Source organism: Cobetia sp. Dlab-2-AX (assembly GCF_024124625.1).
Lineage (GTDB): Bacteria > Pseudomonadota > Gammaproteobacteria > Pseudomonadales > Halomonadaceae > Cobetia.
On record NZ_JAMXRV010000001.1, the window covers coordinates 1 to 18,701 of the forward strand.

At 61.4% G+C, this 18,701-nt stretch carries 15 protein-coding genes; 13 read left to right on the forward strand and 2 right to left on the reverse strand.

Annotated elements, in window-relative coordinates; all coding sequences use genetic code 11:
* The 4 genes from NH396_RS00005 to NH396_RS00020 form a co-directional block, all read left to right on the forward strand.
* The coding region (locus NH396_RS00005; RefSeq protein ID WP_253060739.1) for a hypothetical protein at positions 1 to 514 on the forward strand (514 nt) is incomplete at its 5' end.
* Positions 515 to 570: 56 nt separating this feature from the next.
* Positions 571 to 1,356 (forward strand): hypothetical protein, encoded by a 786-nt coding sequence (locus NH396_RS00010; RefSeq protein ID WP_253060741.1) that lies wholly within the window; start codon positions 571 to 573, stop codon positions 1,354 to 1,356.
* Between the two features lie 184 nt (positions 1,357 to 1,540).
* Positions 1,541 to 2,416, forward strand: a complete 876-nt coding sequence (locus NH396_RS00015) for a capsule biosynthesis GfcC family protein (RefSeq protein WP_253060742.1) — start codon at positions 1,541 to 1,543, stop codon at positions 2,414 to 2,416.
* 65 nt (positions 2,417 to 2,481) lie between these two features.
* Positions 2,482 to 4,710: a YjbH domain-containing protein gene (locus NH396_RS00020; protein ID WP_253060743.1), complete on the forward strand. Its 2,229-nt coding sequence runs from the start codon at positions 2,482 to 2,484 to the stop codon at positions 4,708 to 4,710.
* A 129-nt stretch (positions 4,711 to 4,839) separates the two neighbouring features.
* Here the strand turns inward: NH396_RS00020 and NH396_RS00025 are convergent, their stop codons facing one another.
* Entirely contained in the window at positions 4,840 to 6,570 is a 1,731-nt protein-coding gene (locus NH396_RS00025; RefSeq protein WP_253060744.1) for a thiamine pyrophosphate-dependent enzyme, read from the reverse strand.
* Between the two features lie 699 nt (positions 6,571 to 7,269).
* On the opposite strand from NH396_RS00025, the gene NH396_RS00030 reads away from it, so the two are divergent.
* From NH396_RS00030 to NH396_RS00045, 4 genes are all read left to right on the forward strand, one after another.
* Positions 7,270 to 9,027, forward strand: coding sequence for a BCCT family transporter (locus NH396_RS00030; RefSeq protein WP_253060745.1), 1,758 nt, complete (start codon positions 7,270 to 7,272; stop codon positions 9,025 to 9,027).
* Between the two features lie 159 nt (positions 9,028 to 9,186).
* Complete coding sequence (locus NH396_RS00035; RefSeq protein WP_253060747.1) at positions 9,187 to 10,563, forward strand: FAD-binding oxidoreductase; 1,377 nt, start codon at positions 9,187 to 9,189, stop codon at positions 10,561 to 10,563.
* 120 nt (positions 10,564 to 10,683) lie between these two features.
* Positions 10,684 to 11,064: a nuclear transport factor 2 family protein gene (locus NH396_RS00040; RefSeq protein ID WP_253060749.1), complete on the forward strand. Its 381-nt coding sequence runs from the start codon at positions 10,684 to 10,686 to the stop codon at positions 11,062 to 11,064.
* A gap of 262 nt (positions 11,065 to 11,326) precedes the next feature.
* Positions 11,327 to 11,965 (forward strand): XRE family transcriptional regulator, encoded by a 639-nt coding sequence (locus NH396_RS00045; RefSeq protein ID WP_253060751.1) that lies wholly within the window; start codon positions 11,327 to 11,329, stop codon positions 11,963 to 11,965.
* A gap of 102 nt (positions 11,966 to 12,067) precedes the next feature.
* Here the strand turns inward: NH396_RS00045 and NH396_RS00050 are convergent, their stop codons facing one another.
* Entirely contained in the window at positions 12,068 to 12,796 is a 729-nt protein-coding gene (locus tag NH396_RS00050) for a FadR/GntR family transcriptional regulator (RefSeq protein WP_253060753.1), read from the reverse strand.
* Between the two features lie 289 nt (positions 12,797 to 13,085).
* On the opposite strand from NH396_RS00050, the gene NH396_RS00055 reads away from it, so the two are divergent.
* The 5 genes from NH396_RS00055 (at position 13,086) to NH396_RS00075 (ending at position 18,652) form a co-directional block, all read left to right on the forward strand.
* Positions 13,086 to 14,114 (forward strand): 4-hydroxythreonine-4-phosphate dehydrogenase PdxA, encoded by a 1,029-nt coding sequence (locus NH396_RS00055; RefSeq protein ID WP_253060755.1) that lies wholly within the window; start codon positions 13,086 to 13,088, stop codon positions 14,112 to 14,114.
* 120 nt (positions 14,115 to 14,234) lie between these two features.
* Entirely contained in the window at positions 14,235 to 15,407 is a 1,173-nt protein-coding gene (locus tag NH396_RS00060; RefSeq protein WP_253060757.1) for an L-rhamnonate dehydratase, read from the forward strand.
* Between the two features lie 23 nt (positions 15,408 to 15,430).
* The gene (gene araD1, locus NH396_RS00065; protein WP_253060759.1) at positions 15,431 to 16,438 is read left to right on the forward strand and encodes an AraD1 family protein; all 1,008 of its coding nucleotides are present in this window, start codon (positions 15,431 to 15,433) and stop codon (positions 16,436 to 16,438) included.
* 167 nt (positions 16,439 to 16,605) lie between these two features.
* On the forward strand, positions 16,606 to 17,604 hold the full coding sequence (locus NH396_RS00070; RefSeq protein WP_253060761.1) for a TRAP transporter substrate-binding protein: 999 nt from the start codon (positions 16,606 to 16,608) through the stop codon (positions 17,602 to 17,604).
* 37 nt (positions 17,605 to 17,641) lie between these two features.
* Positions 17,642 to 18,652, forward strand: coding sequence for an amidohydrolase family protein (locus NH396_RS00075; RefSeq protein WP_253060763.1), 1,011 nt, complete (start codon positions 17,642 to 17,644; stop codon positions 18,650 to 18,652).
* Positions 18,653 to 18,701: the final 49 nt, after the last annotated feature.

Here is an 18,701-nt window from a genome sequence, read left to right on the forward strand (position 1 = left end):
CGATGGTGGCGACGGCGGCACTGATCCGAGCGATGGTGGCGACGGCGGCACTGATCCGGGCGACGGTGGCGACGGCGGCACTGATCCGGGCGACGGTGGCGACGGCGGCACTGATCCGGGCGATGGTGGCGACGGCGGCACTGATCCGAGCGATGGTGGCGACGGCGGCACTGATCCGGGCGACGGTGGCGACGGCGGCACTGATCCGGGCGACGGTGGCGACGGCGGCACTGATCCGGGCGATGGTACGGACCCGGGTGACGGCGACGGCACCACTGGCACTACCGGTACCACTGGCACTACCGGCACGACCGGTACCACAGGCTCTACCGGTACGACCGACCCTGATGACGGCAGTGACCCGGATGAAGGCGGCGAGCCGGGTGATGGCGACGGTACAACGGGCACGACAGGCACCACCGGTACCACTGGCACAACGGGTACAACCGGAACGACTGGCACCACAGGGTCTACCGGTACGACTGGCACCACCGGTACTACAGGTACCTTCTGATCACCATGAAGCCGCAATCCATCACGATGGGGGGCCGCCTGGCGGCCCCTTTGCTTATGTCCGCCACATTGATGCTTGGGGGCTGCTCCGCACTTGAGCAGGGGCAGCTGGGGCAGACGGCCAGCGCAATACTCGGCAGCGATCAATTCGATGCCGAGCGTGCGCGCGCCCTGCCCTATGCCACGCTGCGCTTCAGCTATGACGGCAACACCGGGATGGTGGTGCTGGCGTCTCTGGAGACAGCGACCCGCAAAGACAGGGACGCAACGGACGCGACCTATCAGCAAGAACACGCAGGGCTGACACCTCTGGCAGCCCTGCCCGCTTCCGCCACGCCTGTTGAATCGACGGCAAGACAACCTTCGATCACGACAGAGCTGGCACGTTTCGAAACCGCGGATCATGCCTTCGTGCGCCTGGAGAACGGCTGGCTGAGCGGTACCGCCGGCTTCGACACCGACCTGCTGGACATGCGACGCGATGTATCACTGACCACGCTGATGTCAGCGCTGGACAGGAGCAAAACCACGCGCAGCTACGCGATTCATTCACGCTGGCAGCGCGCCGACGGGATAGAGGGCTACGCGCAGGGGCAGGCAAGCTGGCAATGCGCCCCCCCCTCCGTGCAGGCCTTGCCGTTGGGTGATCAGACAGTGGCCCAGTGTGAGGAAAACATCCTCTGGCAAGATGGCTCGCGTAGCGTCAACCGCTATGCGGTTGCTGCTGTGAATGATTTCCCTGCGACTGATGCCAATGCGGCACCAAGAATCTGGGCGGCGGATGTTCAACCCTGGCCGGGTTCTCATCATTGGAGCTGGGAGGTCGCGCGTGGCTGGTGGTAAGTGCCAAGAAATAATCTTTCAGCGCCATGAGCGTACCGCCCCGGCTGCACGAGTCGGCAGTGTGTCTTCTGTCCATCGAGGTGTCGTGTCTCTTGCCAGTCGAGGTATCGTGAAACGCTATCTGGAAAAACGTTTGAAGGCACCCCTTGGTGTAGCGATTCTCGCTTCTGCTTGCGGTGCCCTCTTGCCACCTGGCGCAGCACTCGCCAGCGAGACTCCGGCAGCATCGTCAGGCCCATCCCAAGACCAGGAGGCCAGTGCCCAGACGCTGACCATCAGTGAGGCGCTATCGCGCCAGCTCGGCGTGCTGACGAAAGCCAATGGTATCGAGTGGCCGCATGCGTTCGTGGCCCCCCAACAGACACGCAACAGGACACGTGATCTGGGGCGTCGCCTGTTCTTCGAGCTGCGTCAACTGAGCTCGCAGGCCGTCTTTGATGATCGTCTGCCGGCTGAAGGCCTCAAGCACTGGATGCACATCATCGGCCGCACGCCGGTCGAGGGGCGTCAGCTCGGGCGGATCGACCCCATCGCGCTGTGGCGTTTTCCGCGTCTGGACATCCCGCTCACGACGGGTGACTGGATAGGCCAATGCCAGACCGAGACACGCATTCAGCTCTGGAGCGGCGTTGGAGTGCGCCAGCTGGACTGGCGCCCCGGCCTGACGCTGCACGACGCCATCGCTGGCTTGCCGGGCGCGCAGGCGGACTCGGAACACGCCAGTGTCATCACGCTGGGCGGCAGAATCACCGAACGCGGCATTAGCGCCTGGAACGACCAGCCATATACGCTGGCGCCGGGCGACCGTGTCGTGGTCAACATGCCGCGTATCTCGGCAGCCGCCGCCTGGGTCAATCGCAGCCTGCCCGAGTGGTTGAGTCTGCAATGGCCGGGCAAGGAGTGCCGCAGCGTAGATGCCATCACGGGAGAGCCGCAGCAGCGCGACTATCTGCAGGTAGCGCGGCAATACGCTGACAGTGATGACCGTGATAACCGTAATGACAGTGACGACGCTGATGACACGGACAGTGGCTCGCATCCTCAGGGCCAGACTCCATGAGCGACGTGACAATGACACAGCAGGACGCCTCGTGCTCAGGCAGGCAAAGAACGGCAGCAGACAGCATGGATCATTCGCACTTCTCTTCCATGGCACCGGCGCGTGCCCGGCTCATTCCCTTGACGCGCGTCATTCGGCAACTGGCCATGCTCAGCGCGGGCGTGCTGCTGGCGCCGATGAGCTATGCCGGCCTGCTGGATGGTCCGCAGCCGATCGAGACGCGTCTCAGTGGCCTCGGGCATGGGCAATCGGACTTCGGTGGTGTCGGCCTGATGCAGACCCCGACCGCGCGCATGCAGAAACCGGGCAGCATTCACTTCTCCTATAGTCAGGTCGAACCTTACCGGCGCTATAACGTCAGCCTCCAGCCGCTCGATTGGCTGGAGGTCGGCTTCCGCTATACGGAAGTCACCAATCGCCTGTATGGCGAAGCCATCGCCGGTGACCGCGATTATCTGGATAAGGGTGTCGACGCCAAGATACGCCTGTGGGAAGAGAGCCGCTATCTGCCTGAAGTCGCGGTCGGTCTCCGCGACATGGGCGGTACCAGCCTGTTCGGCAGTGAGTACCTGGTCGCCAGCAAGCGCTGGTATGACCTCGACTTCACGCTGGGGCTGGGCTGGGGCTATCTCGGCTCACGCGGTGATGTCAGCAATCCGCTCGGCTGGGTGCGTGACAGTTACAACGACCGCCCCGGCCGCGGCGAGACCGGCGGCGATCAAGGCGGTGAGTTCTCCCTCAGCAGCCTGTTCAAGGGTGATGTCGGTATCTTCGGCGGCGTGGAATGGCAGACACCGTGGGACCCGCTGGTGTTGATGGCAGAGCTTGACGGCAATGACTATCAGAGCGAGCCGCAGGACAACGATCAAGCGCAGGACAGTCCGATCAACCTGGGCGCCCGCCTGAGCGTGACCGACAACCTGACCGTCAAGGCCGGCTGGGAGCGTGGCAATACCGCGATGTTCGGCGTCAACTTCGGGGTGGATCTCGCCGGGCTTTCGCAGGCCAAGCTGGATAGCCCGCCGGAGCGCCTGAATGCCGAGGCCCCCACGCGCAACCAGGTCAGCTGGCCTGAGCTCTCCCGCGAGATTCAGGCGCAATCCGGCATTCGTGTCGATAGCCTCTCGCGTGAAGGTACGGCGCTGATCGTCAGTGGCGAGAGCACGCGTTTCCGCTCCACCGCTCAGGCCGAAGGGCGTGCCAACCGCGTGCTGCACAACCGGCTGGATGACTATTTCGAGAGCTTCCATTACCGCCTGCGCTCCGGCGGCCTGGATACCCGCGAGGACATCCACCAGCGTGCCGATATCGTCAATGCCGGTCACGATGCGCGCCAGCAGCTGCGCTATACCCACAGCGTCTATGCATTGGCGGCCACCGAGCCGAACTCGGACGAGGCGCAGGGTGCGGCCCGCTACAGCGGGGAAAAGGTGCTACTCGAGAATCCTGATGATCGCTGGAGCGCCGGCTTCTCGCCTGGCCTCAACCAGAACATCGGCGGCCCGGATGGCTATCTGTATCAGGCCTATCTGCGCGGCTCCGCTGCCTGGCGTACCGATCGTCACGGCTGGCTATCCGGTTCGGCACAGCTGACCCTGTTCGACAACTTCGACAAGTTCGATTACATCTCGGACTCCAAGCTGCCCAGGGTTCGTTCCTATATCGGTCGCTATATCGAAGAGACCGACGTCGGTATCGACAACCTGCAGTACACCCGTACCCACCAGTTCGGGCGTGATTGGTATGGCATGGCCTACGGCGGCATTCTGGAGATGATGTATGCCGGTGTCGGCGCCGAGGTGCTCTATCGTCCGCTTGGCTCTCCACTGGCCTACGGGGTCGATGTGAACTGGGTCAAGCAGCGCGAATTCGATCAGCAGTTCGGCCTGCGCGATTACTCGACCACCACTGGCCATGCCAGCATCTACTGGGATACCGGCTATGAAGACGTGCTGGCCAAGGCCAGCTTCGGCCGCTACCTGGCAGAAGATGTCGGCATGACGCTGGATGTCTCACGCGGCTTCGCCAATGGTGCACGCATGGGCGCATGGGCCACCTTCACCGATGCCGGCGACGACTTCGGCGAGGGTAGCTTCGACAAGGGCCTCTACATCGTGCTGCCGCTGGATGCCTTCTTCATGCACTCCAGCCGCGACACTGTCGGCCTGGCCTGGAACCCGCTGACCCGCGATGGTGGCGCTCGCCTCAACCGCAAGTTCAGCCTGTATGACATGACCAGCTATCGCGACATGGATGACTACTGGCGCGGCTTCTCATCTCAGGTATGGAAGTGATGCTGCGATGATCTGAACTGTGCAAGTAGACAATTGCTGCAACAAAAACAAGGCCCCGATCTACAGGATCGAGGCCTTGTCGTCTGGCTATTACACAAACTTGCGTAAGTGATGTCTTGTCAGCATGTCTTACCGACCGGTGAAGTTGTTGCGCACCAGGTCGACCACGTCATCCATGCGGCCATTGAGCACCGCCTTGGCGGAGTAGAGCGCGGTGGAGGCGACCTGGCCGACCTCCACATGCGGTGGCATCACCAGCTCCATGCGGTTGACCTTGACCTCAAGCACCCCCGGGCCATCTTGGGTCAGCAGGCTCTGCACCGCCTCATCCAGCTCGTGCTTCTCTTCGACGCGACGCCCCCACAGCCCCATGGATTGCGCCAGCAGCGAGAAGTCAGGGTTCTCGAGTTCGGTGTAGGTATCCAGGATGCCCTCGACCTTCTGCTCAAGCTCGACAAAGCCCAGCGTGCTGTTGTTGAAGATAACGATCTTGAGCGGGATCTTCTCTTGCTTGAGGGTCAGCAGGTCCCCCATCAGCATCGAGAGCCCGCCATCGCCACACATGGCAATCACCTGACGCTGCGGGTAGGCCTTCTGGATGCCGATGGCCTGGGGGTAGGCATTGGCCATGGTGCCGTGCATCAGGCTCGGCAGCGTGCGGCGCTTGCCGTTGGCCCGAATATGACGCAGGCACCACACCATCGGGCTGCCGCCATCGGCGGTGAACACGGCGTCTTCGCTGGCGTGGCGATCCAGCGCCAGTGTCAGCTCCTGCGGGTGAATCAGACGCTCATCATCGGAGGTGACGGCGGCATCGTCACGCGCCTCGAGATACTTCTTGCGGCAGCTGTCGAGCCAGGCGCTGTCATCACGAGGGTCGACGCGGGTCAGCAGCGACGCGCAGGTGTCCTTGACGCTACCGACGACACCGAGATCCACCGGATGACGGATACCGATCTTGCCGGGGTCGAAATCCACCTGGATCACGGTGGCCTTGTCCGGATAGAACTGGGTCCAGGCAAAGCTGCAGCCGAGCAGCAGCAAGGTGTCGCACTCCGCGACGGCCTCGTAGCCGCCCTGCAGCCCGAATACGCCGGTCATGCCGACTTCGAGTTCATTGTCGGGCTCGATGAAGTCCTTGGCACGCGACGTCCAGGCCACCGGTGCCTTGAGGCGACGGGCCAATGCCAGCACTTCTTCCTGCGCATCCTGACAGCCGACCCCGGCGTAGATCGACACCTTGCCCGGCGCATTCAGCGCCTCGGCGACGGCAGCCAGCTCCTGCTCACTCGGACGAATCACCGGCGAGAAGCGATGGGCGCGCCACGGCAATGAAGCCTTGGGTTTCTGCGGGAACAGATCGCCCGGGACGATCAGCACTGCGACCCCGCCTTCCGCCAGCGCCTTCTGCGCCGCGATGACCACCATGCGGCGGGCATTCTCGGGGTTGGTCAGGTATTCACAGAACACGCTGTACTGGGAGTAAAGCGCTTTCTGATCCACATCCTGCGGAAAGCCGACGCCCATCTCACTGGTATCGATCTGCGAAGCGATGAACACCACCGGTGCGCCGTTGCGATGTGATTCGATCAATCCATTCAGAAAGTGCGTGCTGCCCGGCCCGCAGGTACCGGCACAGCAGGAAAGCTCGCCACTGATGAACGACTCGCCCCCTGCCGCGAAACCGGCCACCTCCTCATGCCGCACATGCACCCACTCCAGTTCGGAGCGCCGAATGGCGTCGGTGAAGTGATTGATGGTGTCACCCACGATGCCGTAGCAACGCTTGGCGCCGGCCTCAAGTAGTGAATCGACAATGATCTCGGAGACGGACGCTGACGAAGATGTGGTTATTGCCATGGAGGTGCTTTCCTTTTCCGGTGAACGTTCGGGTCAGGATGAGCAATGTATTCACTCATTCGAATAAACAGTGAATATGACCTTGGGTCCAGGCCGCGGAAAACAATGGACAGCCGCCAAACTCACGTTGGCACACGGCGTTGCGTCTTGAGATATCAGTTTCATGCCCGAGCGAGCGATACCCGATCTGGTCCAGAGCGCTGGATGAGAATCACCAGCTCATGAGCATTGATCCTTTCCCCCTTCTGCTCTTACTTCCTCTACTTCTCCCGATTTCACTGCCTACGTGCCTTCCTATCCCCTCCCACCCCGTCGCGCGTTCGTCTACTACCATCGGACTAGGTGACACCACGGGAGAATTTCGCATGGCGATCAAGCAGTTGGCGACCACAGGGCAATTATTTACATATAAATGAAAAAAAATCTGAATATTTCACTTGAATGATCTTGCCTGCCTCCTATTTTCACTTGTGACGCGAGGAGATTCATCAAGTGCTGTATCAGCGGTAGCGCACTGACTGACGGTGGGTAGCGTACTCACTGACGACGAAGAAGAGGTCTTGCCTGCTGGATCAATGGCGACCTCCCGCTCCTCGCTCCATGACAACAACAAGATCCGCTCTCGGAATTCCTATTGGCTCGTCGGGTATCTGACGAGGTCTGGACGGGAAGATCGAGGCCCTGCCTGGAGGCAACCCAGTGACAGCAACACGCAATCCCGCTGTAGCCGAGCAGGCGACCGGATACGCTGCTGAACGTTCATCCGGTCTGCTTGGCGACTACGACAAGGGGCTTTTCTGGCCCGTCCTCAGCATCTACACCCTGATCATGATCTATGCCCTGGCGGCGCCGGAACAGACCGGCGCGGCACTGTCCGGCATACGTGACTTCCTGATCTTCAACTTCGGCTGGAGTTTTGTGCTCGGTGTGGCCGCGACGCTGATCTTCAGCTTCTACCTGCTACTCAGCCCCTTTGGTGGTATCCGCCTCGGGCCGGATGATTCACGCCCTGAATTCAGCTATGTGGCGTGGATCTCGATGATCTTCAGCTGCGGGCTGGGCATCGGCTTCGTGTTCTTCAGCGTCGCCGAGCCATTGACGCATCTCTACACCTCGTCCCATGTGCAAGACCTGAATGAAGTCGGCCAGCAGGCCGGGGTATCGACCGCGATTCTCGACACGCTGATGGACTGGGGCATGCATGGCTGGGCACTGTTTGCCGTGGCCGCCTGGGCCATCGCCTTTCCGGCCTATCGTCTGGGACAGCCACTGACAGTGGCCACCGGTCTCTATGGTCTTTTGGGAGAGCGCTGCAACAGCAGTCTGTGGGGCAAGCTTGCCAATGGGCTGGGCGTGATCGGCACCATCGGCGGCAATGCCACCATGATCGGGCTGGGTGTCACCTCCATCAGCTATGCCTTGAAGGTGCTGTTCGGACTCGAGTTCGGTGCCTTCGGTCAGGCCATGGTGATGCTGGTGATCATCATCGCCTATGTGGCATCAGCAGCGACCGGTATCGAGCGCGGTATCAAGTACCTCAGCCTGCTCAACATGGTCATGGCCGGTGCCATATTGCTGGCCCTGCTGGCCTTTGGTCATGCCCCAGCCCAGTACCTGCTGAACATGATCACCCAGCAGTTCGGCGACTACTTCGGCTCGGTGTTCGTCAATCAGTTCTGGACCGACGCGGGCAGCTTCGAACAGCGTGAGTGGGTGGGCTGGTGGATGATCTTCTACTGGCTCTGGTACATCTCCTACATCCCCTTCTGCGGCGGTTTCATCGCGCGTATCTCCCGTGGCCGCACCCTGCGTGAATTCGTGTTCGGCGTGGTGGTGGTGCCGATGCTGCTGGCCATCGTGTGGTTCAGCATCTGGGGCGGTTCGGCCGGCTATGCCGAGGTCAATCAGATCGTGCCGCTGTGGGACAGCGTGCAGGGCAATCCTGAGTCCGGTATCTACCAACTGTTGGGTAGCATGCCCGGCGGCTGGTGGCTGTGCCTTGCGGTGTTGTTCAACATCGTCGTCTTCGCCGTCACCACCTCGGATTCGGCCTCGTTCTTTTCGGCCATGCAGGTCTCCAATGGCAACGAGAACCCGAAGATCCTGATGCGGCTGCTGTGGGGCGTGATCATCGGCATTACCGGCATCGTCTTCCAGCTCGCCGGTGGCTTCAACGCCATCAAGAGCCTGGCGATCGTGGTCGGCGCGCCCTTCTTCATTGTCAGCATCGCCTACATGTTCTCGGTCTATCGCATGCTCAAGGCGACCCACGAGCAGCCCGCAACGGCCATGCAGCCAGCCCCTCAAGTCAAACCAGTCCCTGGCGAATCCTCCAAGTCGGCAGCCACGCACGGTGTCACATCCGAGACGCCAGCGACTATGACTACAACTACGACTGCCACTACGCCAACCACCCTTTCTTCACCGGGCCGCCAGCCCATCCCGGGCGCGACCTGAAGCGGCAGATAGGCCTCAAGTCGACTCGGGCAAGGAGGAACCCCAGAGCGCAACAGCTCTCTGGACATTCACCGCCATTGATCGCCAATGACATTGATCACCAATGACACTGATCACCGACAGCAACGATCGCCAACAACAATTCGGATGGTGACCAACATGACAGTCAAGCAGCCTTACAACCCTCACTACGACCCTCTCAAGGACAGCTCCCCGGGCGAGGGTGTGGATTATGCACCGAGCTACTGGCGCTACCACGCCGGTCCGCCTCCCGAGGACGATGGTCCGGTCAGCAATGACATGGAGGCCGACGTGGTGCTGATCGGTGCCGGCTTCACCGGCCTTGCCACGGCCATGTTCCTGGCGCGTGAACATGGCATCAAGGCGGTGGTCTTGGAAGCCAACCAGATTGGCTGGGGCTGCACCAGCCGCAACGGCGGCCAGGGCCATCTGGCATGGGGGCGCCTGAGTCGCAGCCAGTGGGTCAAGAAATGGGGCGCCGACATGGCGCGCCAGCTGCACGCCAACAGCCTGGAGGGCTTCGAGGTCTTCAAGTCCCTGACTCAGGATCCGGAGGTGGACTGCGAGCCTCAGCCACTGGGCAACCTGCTGAACGCCCACAGCCCGCAGGCGATGCAACACCTCGAGGCCGAATCACGCCTGTGCAACGACATCCTTGGCTATCGGACCAGAATACTGGACCGCGCGACGGTGCATCGCGACTTCATGGGCGATCAGGAAAGTCATGGTGCAATGCTGGAGCCTGAGGGCATCGCAGTGCAGCCGCTCAAGCTGGCCTACAGCTATGCACGCATCGCACGACGCCATGGTGCCAGAATCCACACCAGCAATCCGGTGCAGCTCTGGACGACCGAAAATGGCATCCACTATCTGCAGACACCAGGAGGTACGGTCAAGGCGCGTGCAGTGGGAATCGCCACCGCAGGCTATACCAGCCCCAACCTTCACTCGCTGACGGCCTATCGCAACATGCCGATCATGGCCAACTCGGTGTGGACGCGCACGCTGACAGACGATGAAATCGAGGCCTGCGGTCTGCATTCGACCATCTTCGCCACCGATACTCGCAAGCTGCGCTACTACTACCGATTGCTGCCGGAGAAACGCCTGCAGATCGGCACACGCAGTGCCATCAGTGGCGCCGATGCCCAGAACGCCCGGCATCTGGACGTGGTGCATGACGCTATCGCGCGCAAGTTCCCGGCGATCGCCGGCATCGAAACCCCATGGTTCTCGCATGGCTGGATGGATATTTCCCACGACATGATGCCGCGCATCGTGCAGCCGGACCCCAAGCAGCAGATCTTCTATTCCCAGGGGTACAGCGGCAACGGCGTCTCATTCTCGGCCTATGCCTCCAGGCAGTTGGCCGCGCTGATCGCCGGACAGTCGTTGCCGGAGGTCCATCTGCCGATCTTCAACTCTCCCCTGCCCGCTCATCCACTGCGTCCGATTCGGCGCATGGGCCAGCACCTGCTCTACAAGTACTTCCAAGTGCTGGACAAGGTGAGCTGACGACACCCGCTGCCCTGATTTAGCAGGACCCAACACCACTCACCCCGCGGCATGCCAATGGCGTGTGCGGTTATCTCCCTGACATGCCAGGACGGCATGCACCCCACAAGAGACTCCACCATGAATCGTGAACAGATGACTGCCATGTTCGATGCCTTCAACCGCCACGCCATCGATGAAGTCATGGAATATTTTGCCGATGATGTAGTGTTCGACACCGTGTCCGGCAATGAGGCGCACGGCACGCGTATCGTCGGCAAGGCCGCCGTACGCGATGCCTTCGTGAATACCTGGACCACCATGCCCGATGTGCAGTGGGCCAAGGGCGAGTTCTTCTTCGCTGACCAGCGCGTCGTCTCCGAATGCACCTTCATGGCGACCCAGCCGGATGGTTTGCGCGTCGAAGCCGATAGCGTCGACCTCTTCACCATCGAGCAAGGCAAGATCACCCGCAAACAGGCCTTCCGCAAGCAGCGGCCGGCCTTTACGCCAGCCGCGTAATTCTCACCCGCAGCGCTCATGCAAAAGGCCAGTCATCGTGACTGGCCTTTTGTGTATCGACTTCTAATGAAAATCCGCCTCAAGCCGCAAATCGATTCTTGTCTGACAAGACACATGCCTGATAAGACAATTGGATAACGACAGCGACTTATCTCTCCACGCCACATGCTGATACGCTTGCTGATGAAAACAGCGTCATGCTTTTCATTGATATGAAAGATGACTCTCTGACTGAGAGCTCCCATTGCCAAGAGGAAACCCGATGACCCCGGACGTAGACTCCTCGCAGGCATCAGCCAGCAGCACGTCTTCCAGCCCCTCGCTCAGCAGTGCCGAACAGGAAGACCGTCGTATCGGCAGGCAATTGCGCGACCTGCGCAAGTCCCGCCAGCTGACCCTCAGCCAACTGGCAGAGCGTGTCGGCAAGTCCGTCGGCTACTTGAGCCAAGTAGAGCGTGGTGTCTCCTCATTACCCATCGGCGTATTGCAGACGTTGAGTGACGCCCTCGATGTGCGCGTCAGCTGGTTCTTCCAACCGGGTGGGAGTGACTCACCGGAAGAACAGGAAACCATCGTGCGCGCTGACCATCGTCGTACCATGAACCTTGGCGCCATCGGTGCACGCGAAGAACTACTCTCCCCGCGCCTGAGCGGACAGCTCATCCTGATCATGACCTGCCTGCAGCCCGGTGGCAGCGGCGGCGAGACACCGCGTGAACGACGCGGTGAAGAAGCGGGCTATGTGGAGAGCGGCCAGCTGGAGCTGACCCTCGGCGAGCAGGTCTTCCTCCTCAACCCGGGTGACAGCTTCTCGCTGACCGGGGAAGAACCCCACTGGATTCGCAACCCCGGCGAGACCGAGACCCGCATCATCTGGGTGATGACGGGAGTGGAGTATTGAGTGATCAGCGTTGAGCACGGAAAAGCCCAGTGACCTTGAGCTAATGAATACTGGGCCCACCGCCCCAGCCTGGGCTGTCAGGCTCTTACCTTCCTTGCGTGATCAGCGCGGCATCTTGTCGCGCGTCGTGTAATAGACGCTGTCGATGTGAGAGAGCATGGCGCGCTCGGCGGCGTCGGGGTCGCCGGCGCGAAGCGCCTCGACGATGCGCACGTGCTCTTCGTAGCTGCGCTTGATCGAGCCATGCTCGGCCATGACCTGACGGCGAATGTTCAGCGCGTAGGTGTAAAGCTCATCGGCATAGCGAATCAGGATCTCATTGCGCGAGTATTCGGCGATCACATGATGGAAGTTCTGATCCGAGAGCTGGAAGTTCACCGGTGAGTCGAAGTGCTGTGATTGGGCTTCCAGCAGGGCGTCCAGTTTCTTGAGCCCAGCTTCATCGATATGCCGCGCGGCACGGCGGGCAATGGCCGATTCCACCACGATTCGGCTCTCGAAGACGCTTTCGATATCCAGGTTGTTCAGTTCATCGCCCTGCTGACGCGCGGGATGATTGCGGAAACTGTCGATCACGGCCTCACTGGCGCAGACCCGTGACTTGCTGCCGTGCGAGACATTCAGCAGACCATAACCCGTCAACAGCGCCAGTCCACCACGTACCGTCTCGCGGCTCACCTCAAACAACTGGGCCAGCTCGCGTTCGCTGGGCAGTTCATCCCCATCACGCAACAGGCCAGTCAGGATCATCTCGATCAACTTGTCGGCCAGAATTTCCTTCTTGGTCTGATTCTTCAGCGCTTTTTCAAAGGCGAAAGGCGTCTGCTTCATGCGACCTCCACTGGTCCATATTTCATACCAGTATATCGGCATTACGAGATTTGCGCACCTGCAAATCGACCATGGTCGAAATTGCGCCGGAAACCTTGACCAGACTGAGCAAGCTCGGCTAAGTTTTCTAGCAACTGGTATGGTAAACCAACCAGCAGGCCAATAAAACTGACTCCTGGTGCCTCATGACGGTCTACTGAAGACATGACGGTCAGTGAAAGAGAGTCTGCTGTAAAACGCCCTGCTGGCCACGCCCGACAACAACGACGATAGCGAAGAGGCTGAACTCATGTCCGCAACACGCCCTGTCATTGCCCTCACTCTGGGTGACCCCGCCGGTATCGGCCCGGAGCTGATCGCTCGCCTGGTCGCGGAACCCGAGCAGTTTGCCGAGACCCATAGCGTACTGGTCGGCGATCAGTGGCTGTGGGAGCAGGGCCAGCGTCAGGCCGGTCTCTTTACCGACCTGCCAAAGGTCACAAGCTTCGCCGAGGCCCGCCATCACGAGGGGCTGTCACTGATGCTGTTGGAAAGTGTGGCACAAGAGGATGTGACGCTGGCCGAAGAAAGTGCCGCCTGTGGTGCCTCGACCCTCGCGGTGCTGTCGCGCTGCCTGGAAGCGGCCCAGAACGAGGAAGTCGACGCCATCTGCTTCGCGCCGCTCAACAAGCTGTCGATGAAGAAAGGCGGCCTGGGCCATGAGGACGAGCTGCACTTCTTCGCCGAGAAACTCGGGGTCGAAGGCTATTTCTGCGAGTTCAACACTCTGGGGACGCTGTGGACTTCACGTATCTCCTCGCACATCCCGCTCAAGGACGCTGCCGAGTACGTCACCCAGGAACGCATCATTGATGCCAGCCAGTTGATTCATGACTCGCTGAAACTGGCCGGCTTCGAGCACCCGCGCATCGCCGTGGCCGCCTTCAATCCCCATGGCGGCGAAGGTGGCACCTGCGGGCGCGAAGAAATCGATGTCATCGCGCCGGCCGTCGCCGAATGCCGCGCCCAGGGCTATCCGATCGAAGGCCCCTTCCCGGCCGACACCATCTTCCTGAAAGCCCGCGATGGCGAGTACGACGCCATCGTGACCATGTACCACGATCAGGGGCAGATCGCGATCAAGCTGCTGGGTTTCAAGTCCGGGGTTACCGTCCAGGGCGGCCTGCCGATCCCCATCACCACGCCGGCCCACGGCACCGCCTTCGATATCGCAGGCCAGGGCAAGGCGGACGTCAACCCGACTCGCAATGCCTTCGCGATCGCCAAGCGCATGGGTACCAACCTGCGCAGCCTGAGACTCGAGACGCTCAGCGCCTGACTTGTCCGAGTACTTACCGCTCAACCATCCAAGGGGCTCATTCCCGGTGAGCCCCCATCAGATCCACTTCACTCATTCGCCTCACCATGGCACGCCAATACTGACAACAAGGACAACATGATGAAGATTACCAAGGTTCGCGCTCGCGTCTTCGAATGGAAAGGCCACACCGTTCCCCCGACCGCCCACTTCTGCTCCAACGCCATGGATGAGCTGTGGGACAAGGGGGACTCCATGGGCACTTTCCGCTTCCATGGCTGGACAGTGGTCGAGATCGAGACCGACAACGGCCTGGTTGGGATCGGGAACGTCGCACTCGCCCCGCGCATCGCCAAGGCCATCATCGATCAGTACCTCACCCCGCTGATCATCGGGCAGGATCCCTTCGACTACGAATACCTGTGGCAGCGCATGTATCGCTCCACCCACGCCTGGGGCCGCAAGGGTATCGGCATGGCCGCCATCTCCGCAGTGGATATCGCCATCTGGGACATCATGGGCAAGGCAGTCGGCAAGCCGGTCTTCAAGCTGCTGGGTGGACGCACCAAGGAGAAGATTCCCTGCTACGCCTCCAAGCTCTATCGCACCGACCTCAAGGGCATGCAGGAAGAGGCCCAGTCCTATCTGGATCAAGGCTTCACCGCCATGAAGATGCGCTTCGGCTACGGCCCGCGTGATGGGGTCGAAGGCGTGCGCGCCAACATCGACAGTGTCGCCGCCGTGCGCGAGGTCATCGGCGAGGATGTCGACCTGATGCTCGAGTGCTACATGGGTTGGAACCTGGAATATGCCAAGCGCATGTTGCCGAAGCTGGAACGCTTCCAGCCGCGTTGGCTGGAAGAGCCGGTGATCGCCGATGACATCGATGGCTACGCCGAACTCAACCAACTGACCAGCATTCCCATCTCCGGTGGCGAGCACGAATTCACCCATTACGGCTTCCGCCAGCTGCTGGAAAAGCGCGCCGTCTCCGTCATCCAGTACGACACCAACCGGGTCGGTGGCATCACCGCCGCGCGCAAGATCAACGCCCTGGCCGAGTCCTTCAGCGTGCCGGTCATCCCGCATGCCGGCCAGATGCACAACTACCACCTGACCATGGCCTCACTGGCCTCCCCGATGAGCGAGTACTTCCCGGTGCACGATGTCGAGATCGGCAACGAGCTCTTCTACTACATCTTCAAGGGGGATCCGGAGCCGGTGAACGGTTTCATCGACCTCGACGAAGAGACTCCGGGGCTGGGCCTCGAGCTGAACAGCGACTACTTCGATCAGTTCAATATCATTGATTAAAGTCATCGAGTAAGGAAGCCATCATGAGACTCGTCCAACTTCGCACCGCCAACGGCCCGCGGGTCGCCGTGGTCGAAAGCCGCGACCAGCTGCGCCTGGTCGACTTCCCTGGCGGCACCTATGAGCTGGCCATGCGCGCCATCGAGCAGGGCATCGGGCTGGTGGCGCTGATCGAGCAGCACTACTCCCACACTCTGGTGGACTACAAGCAGGCCATCGATCGCCAGGAACTGCTGCCGCCGGTCACCCACCCTGACCGCGCGCGCTGCACCGTGACCGGCACCGGCCTGACCCATCTGGGCAGTGCCGATACCCGCGATGCCATGCATGCCGCCGCTCATGCGCAGGATGACGCAAGCCTCACCGACTCGATGCGCATGTTCCGCATGGGCCTCGAGGGCGGCAAGCCTGCCGCAGGCCAGGTCGGCGCACAGCCGGAGTGGTTCTACAAGGGCGACGGCAGCATCGTGGTCGCGCCGGAAGCCGCGATCAATGTGCCAGCCTTTGCCGAGGATGCCGGTGAAGAGCCCGAACTGGTCGGCCTGTACGTGAACGATACCAATGGCCAGCCGCACCGCATCGGCTATGCCGTGGGCAATGAGTTTTCCGACCATGTCACCGAGCGTGCCAACTATCTGTGGCTCGCCCACTCCAAGCTGCGCGCCTGCAGCTACGGTCCCGAGCTGCTGATCGGCGAACTGCCGCAGCACCTGGAAGGCACCAGCCGCATTACTCGCGAAGGCCAGACTCTGTGGGAGAAACCCTTCCTGACCGGTGAGGCCAACATGGCCCACAGCCTGGCCAACTTGGAGCACCACCACTTCAAGTACGCCCAGTTCCGCGCGCCAGGTGATCTGCATGTGCACTTCTTCGGCACCGCCACGTTGAGCTTCGCCGATCAGATCAAGGTACAGGACGGCGACCGCTTCGAGATCGAGCTGCCGGCCTTCGGGCGCGCACTACGCAACCCCGTCGCCTTCGAGTCTCACGACAATGACGCAGAACAGCCAGCCGCCATGGCGGTGCTGTGAGCACTCACGATCAATAGAAACGCTGGAGAAGAAAAACCAGGGACCGGTGGATTCCGCCATCCTCCGGCCCCGACCCACAATGTACCGGCAACATCAGCATCGCTTTGGCACCAACAGCACCAGCAGTACCAAAAGCATCACGACAATAACGAGAAAAGGGGTTCGCCATGACCATCACGACCCGTCACACCACTGCATCACTGATCACCGCCGCGTTGGCAAGTCTGGCACTGACAGGTACCGCCAACGCCGCTACCTCGCTGACCTTCGCGCACGCGCACCCGGTCACCGACTCGCAGCATCTGGCTGCCGAACGCTTCGCTGAGCGTCTCGCCGAGCGCAGTGACGGTGAGCTGACCGTCAAGATCTTCCCCAACGGTCAGCTGGGCAATGACCAGGCGATGATCTCCGGGGTGCGCAGCGGCACCATCGATCTGGAGCTCTCCGGCAATCCCTACTTCAGCGGTCTGGTCAGCGAGCTCAACGTGCTCGACCTGCCCTTCTTGTTCGACACCCGCGAACAGGCCTATCAGGTGCTGGATGGCGACATCGGCCAGGAGCTGTTGACCGCCATGCAGCCGCAACAGATTGAAGGACTGGCCTTCTGGGAAATCGGCTTCCGCAATCTCACCAACTCACGGCGTGCTGTCGAAACGGCCGATGACATCAGTGGCCTGACACTTCGCACCACACCCAACCCGGCGCATATCGCCGCCTTCCAGGCCCTCGGTGCCAACCCGACTCCGATGCCCTTCGCGGAGCTTTATACCGCGCTTGAGACCCGCACCGTGGACGGCCAGGAAAATCCGGTCAGCCTGATTCGCTCCGCCAACCTGTATTCGGTGCAGGACCATCTGTCGCTGACCGCGCACGCCTATACCGCCGCGCCCTTGATCATGAACAAGCAGACATTCGACAGCCTCGCCCCCGAACTGCAGACGCTGATCAAGGAAGAAGCCCGCGAAGCAGCCCGCTATCAGCGCCAGCTCAATCATGACAATGAACAGGGCGATCTGGCCTTCCTCGAGGAACAGGGCATGCAGGTCGTGCGCGAGCCCGATACCGCCAGCATGCAGGCGAAGGTCGCCGAGCCGGTACGCGCCGAGTTCACCGCCAAGCACGGCAGCGAGCTCTTGGAGCGCATCGACGCTGCCCTCGCGCGCTGATAACGCGCGTTTGACTCGCTAACAGAGGAAGCTCGCCATGCTTTCTGACGCACTCCAAGCCCCGGTGCTACCCGCGCCGCTTGCCGAACTGGGCGAGCAGCGTGAGCGCTATCTGGCCACGCAGCGGGACAAGGACCTGCCGATCATCGACGCCCACATGCATGTCTGGGATCCGACGCAGAACTATCATCCCTGGCTGTGTGATGAACCGATGATTCCCTTCCGCTACGGCGACTATGCCGCCATCCGTCGCCCTTACCTGCCCGCCGAGCATCACCAGGCGGCGGGCGAGGTCCATCGCATGCTGGGGTGTGTCTACATGGAAGCGGAATGGGCACGGGGCGATGCGCTCAAGGAAGTGCGTTGGATTGAAAAGACCGCCCGCGAGAGCGGCTGGCCAAACGCCATGATCGCCCAGGCTTGGCTGGATCAGGATGACATCGGTGAGCAGCTCGAGCAGCTGTGCACGTCAGCCATGGTCAAGGGAGTGCGTCACAAGCCGACAGCGCTTGAGCGTCATGATCCGCGACTGGCGACTCACGCCCTGCCCGGCTCGCTGCGCTGCCCGCGCTATCAGTACGGCGTCAGTGAAGTCGCGCGCAGTGGCCTGATCTTCGAATTGCAGGTGCCCTGGTGGCATCTCGAGGAACTGCTGCCCTTGCTGCAACGCCACCCGGACATGCCGGTGGTGATCAACCACGCCGGTGTCCCGGTTGATCGTCATCCCGACACCCTCCGTGAATGGTCGCGTGCCCTCGACAAGGTCGCTGCCTGGCCACAGGTGATGATCAAGTTCTCGGGCCTCGGCGTCGCGGGTCAGCCCTGGCGGCTGGAAGACAACCGCGAGGTCTTCGAGATTGTCCTGCGGCATTTCGGGGTTCACCGCGTGATGTTCGCCAGCAACTTCCCGGTCGATGGGCTGGTGACATCGCTCGATACGCTCTGGCAAGCCTTCAAGGACTTGAGCCGCGGCTTGAGCCCTGAACACCGCCTCAAGCTGTTTTGCGACAACGCCGTGCGCCGCTACTCGCTGGACACCAGCGCCTAGCATTCAGCCGATATCACCCGAGTCGCCACGCTGTCGGCCTCAATGACAA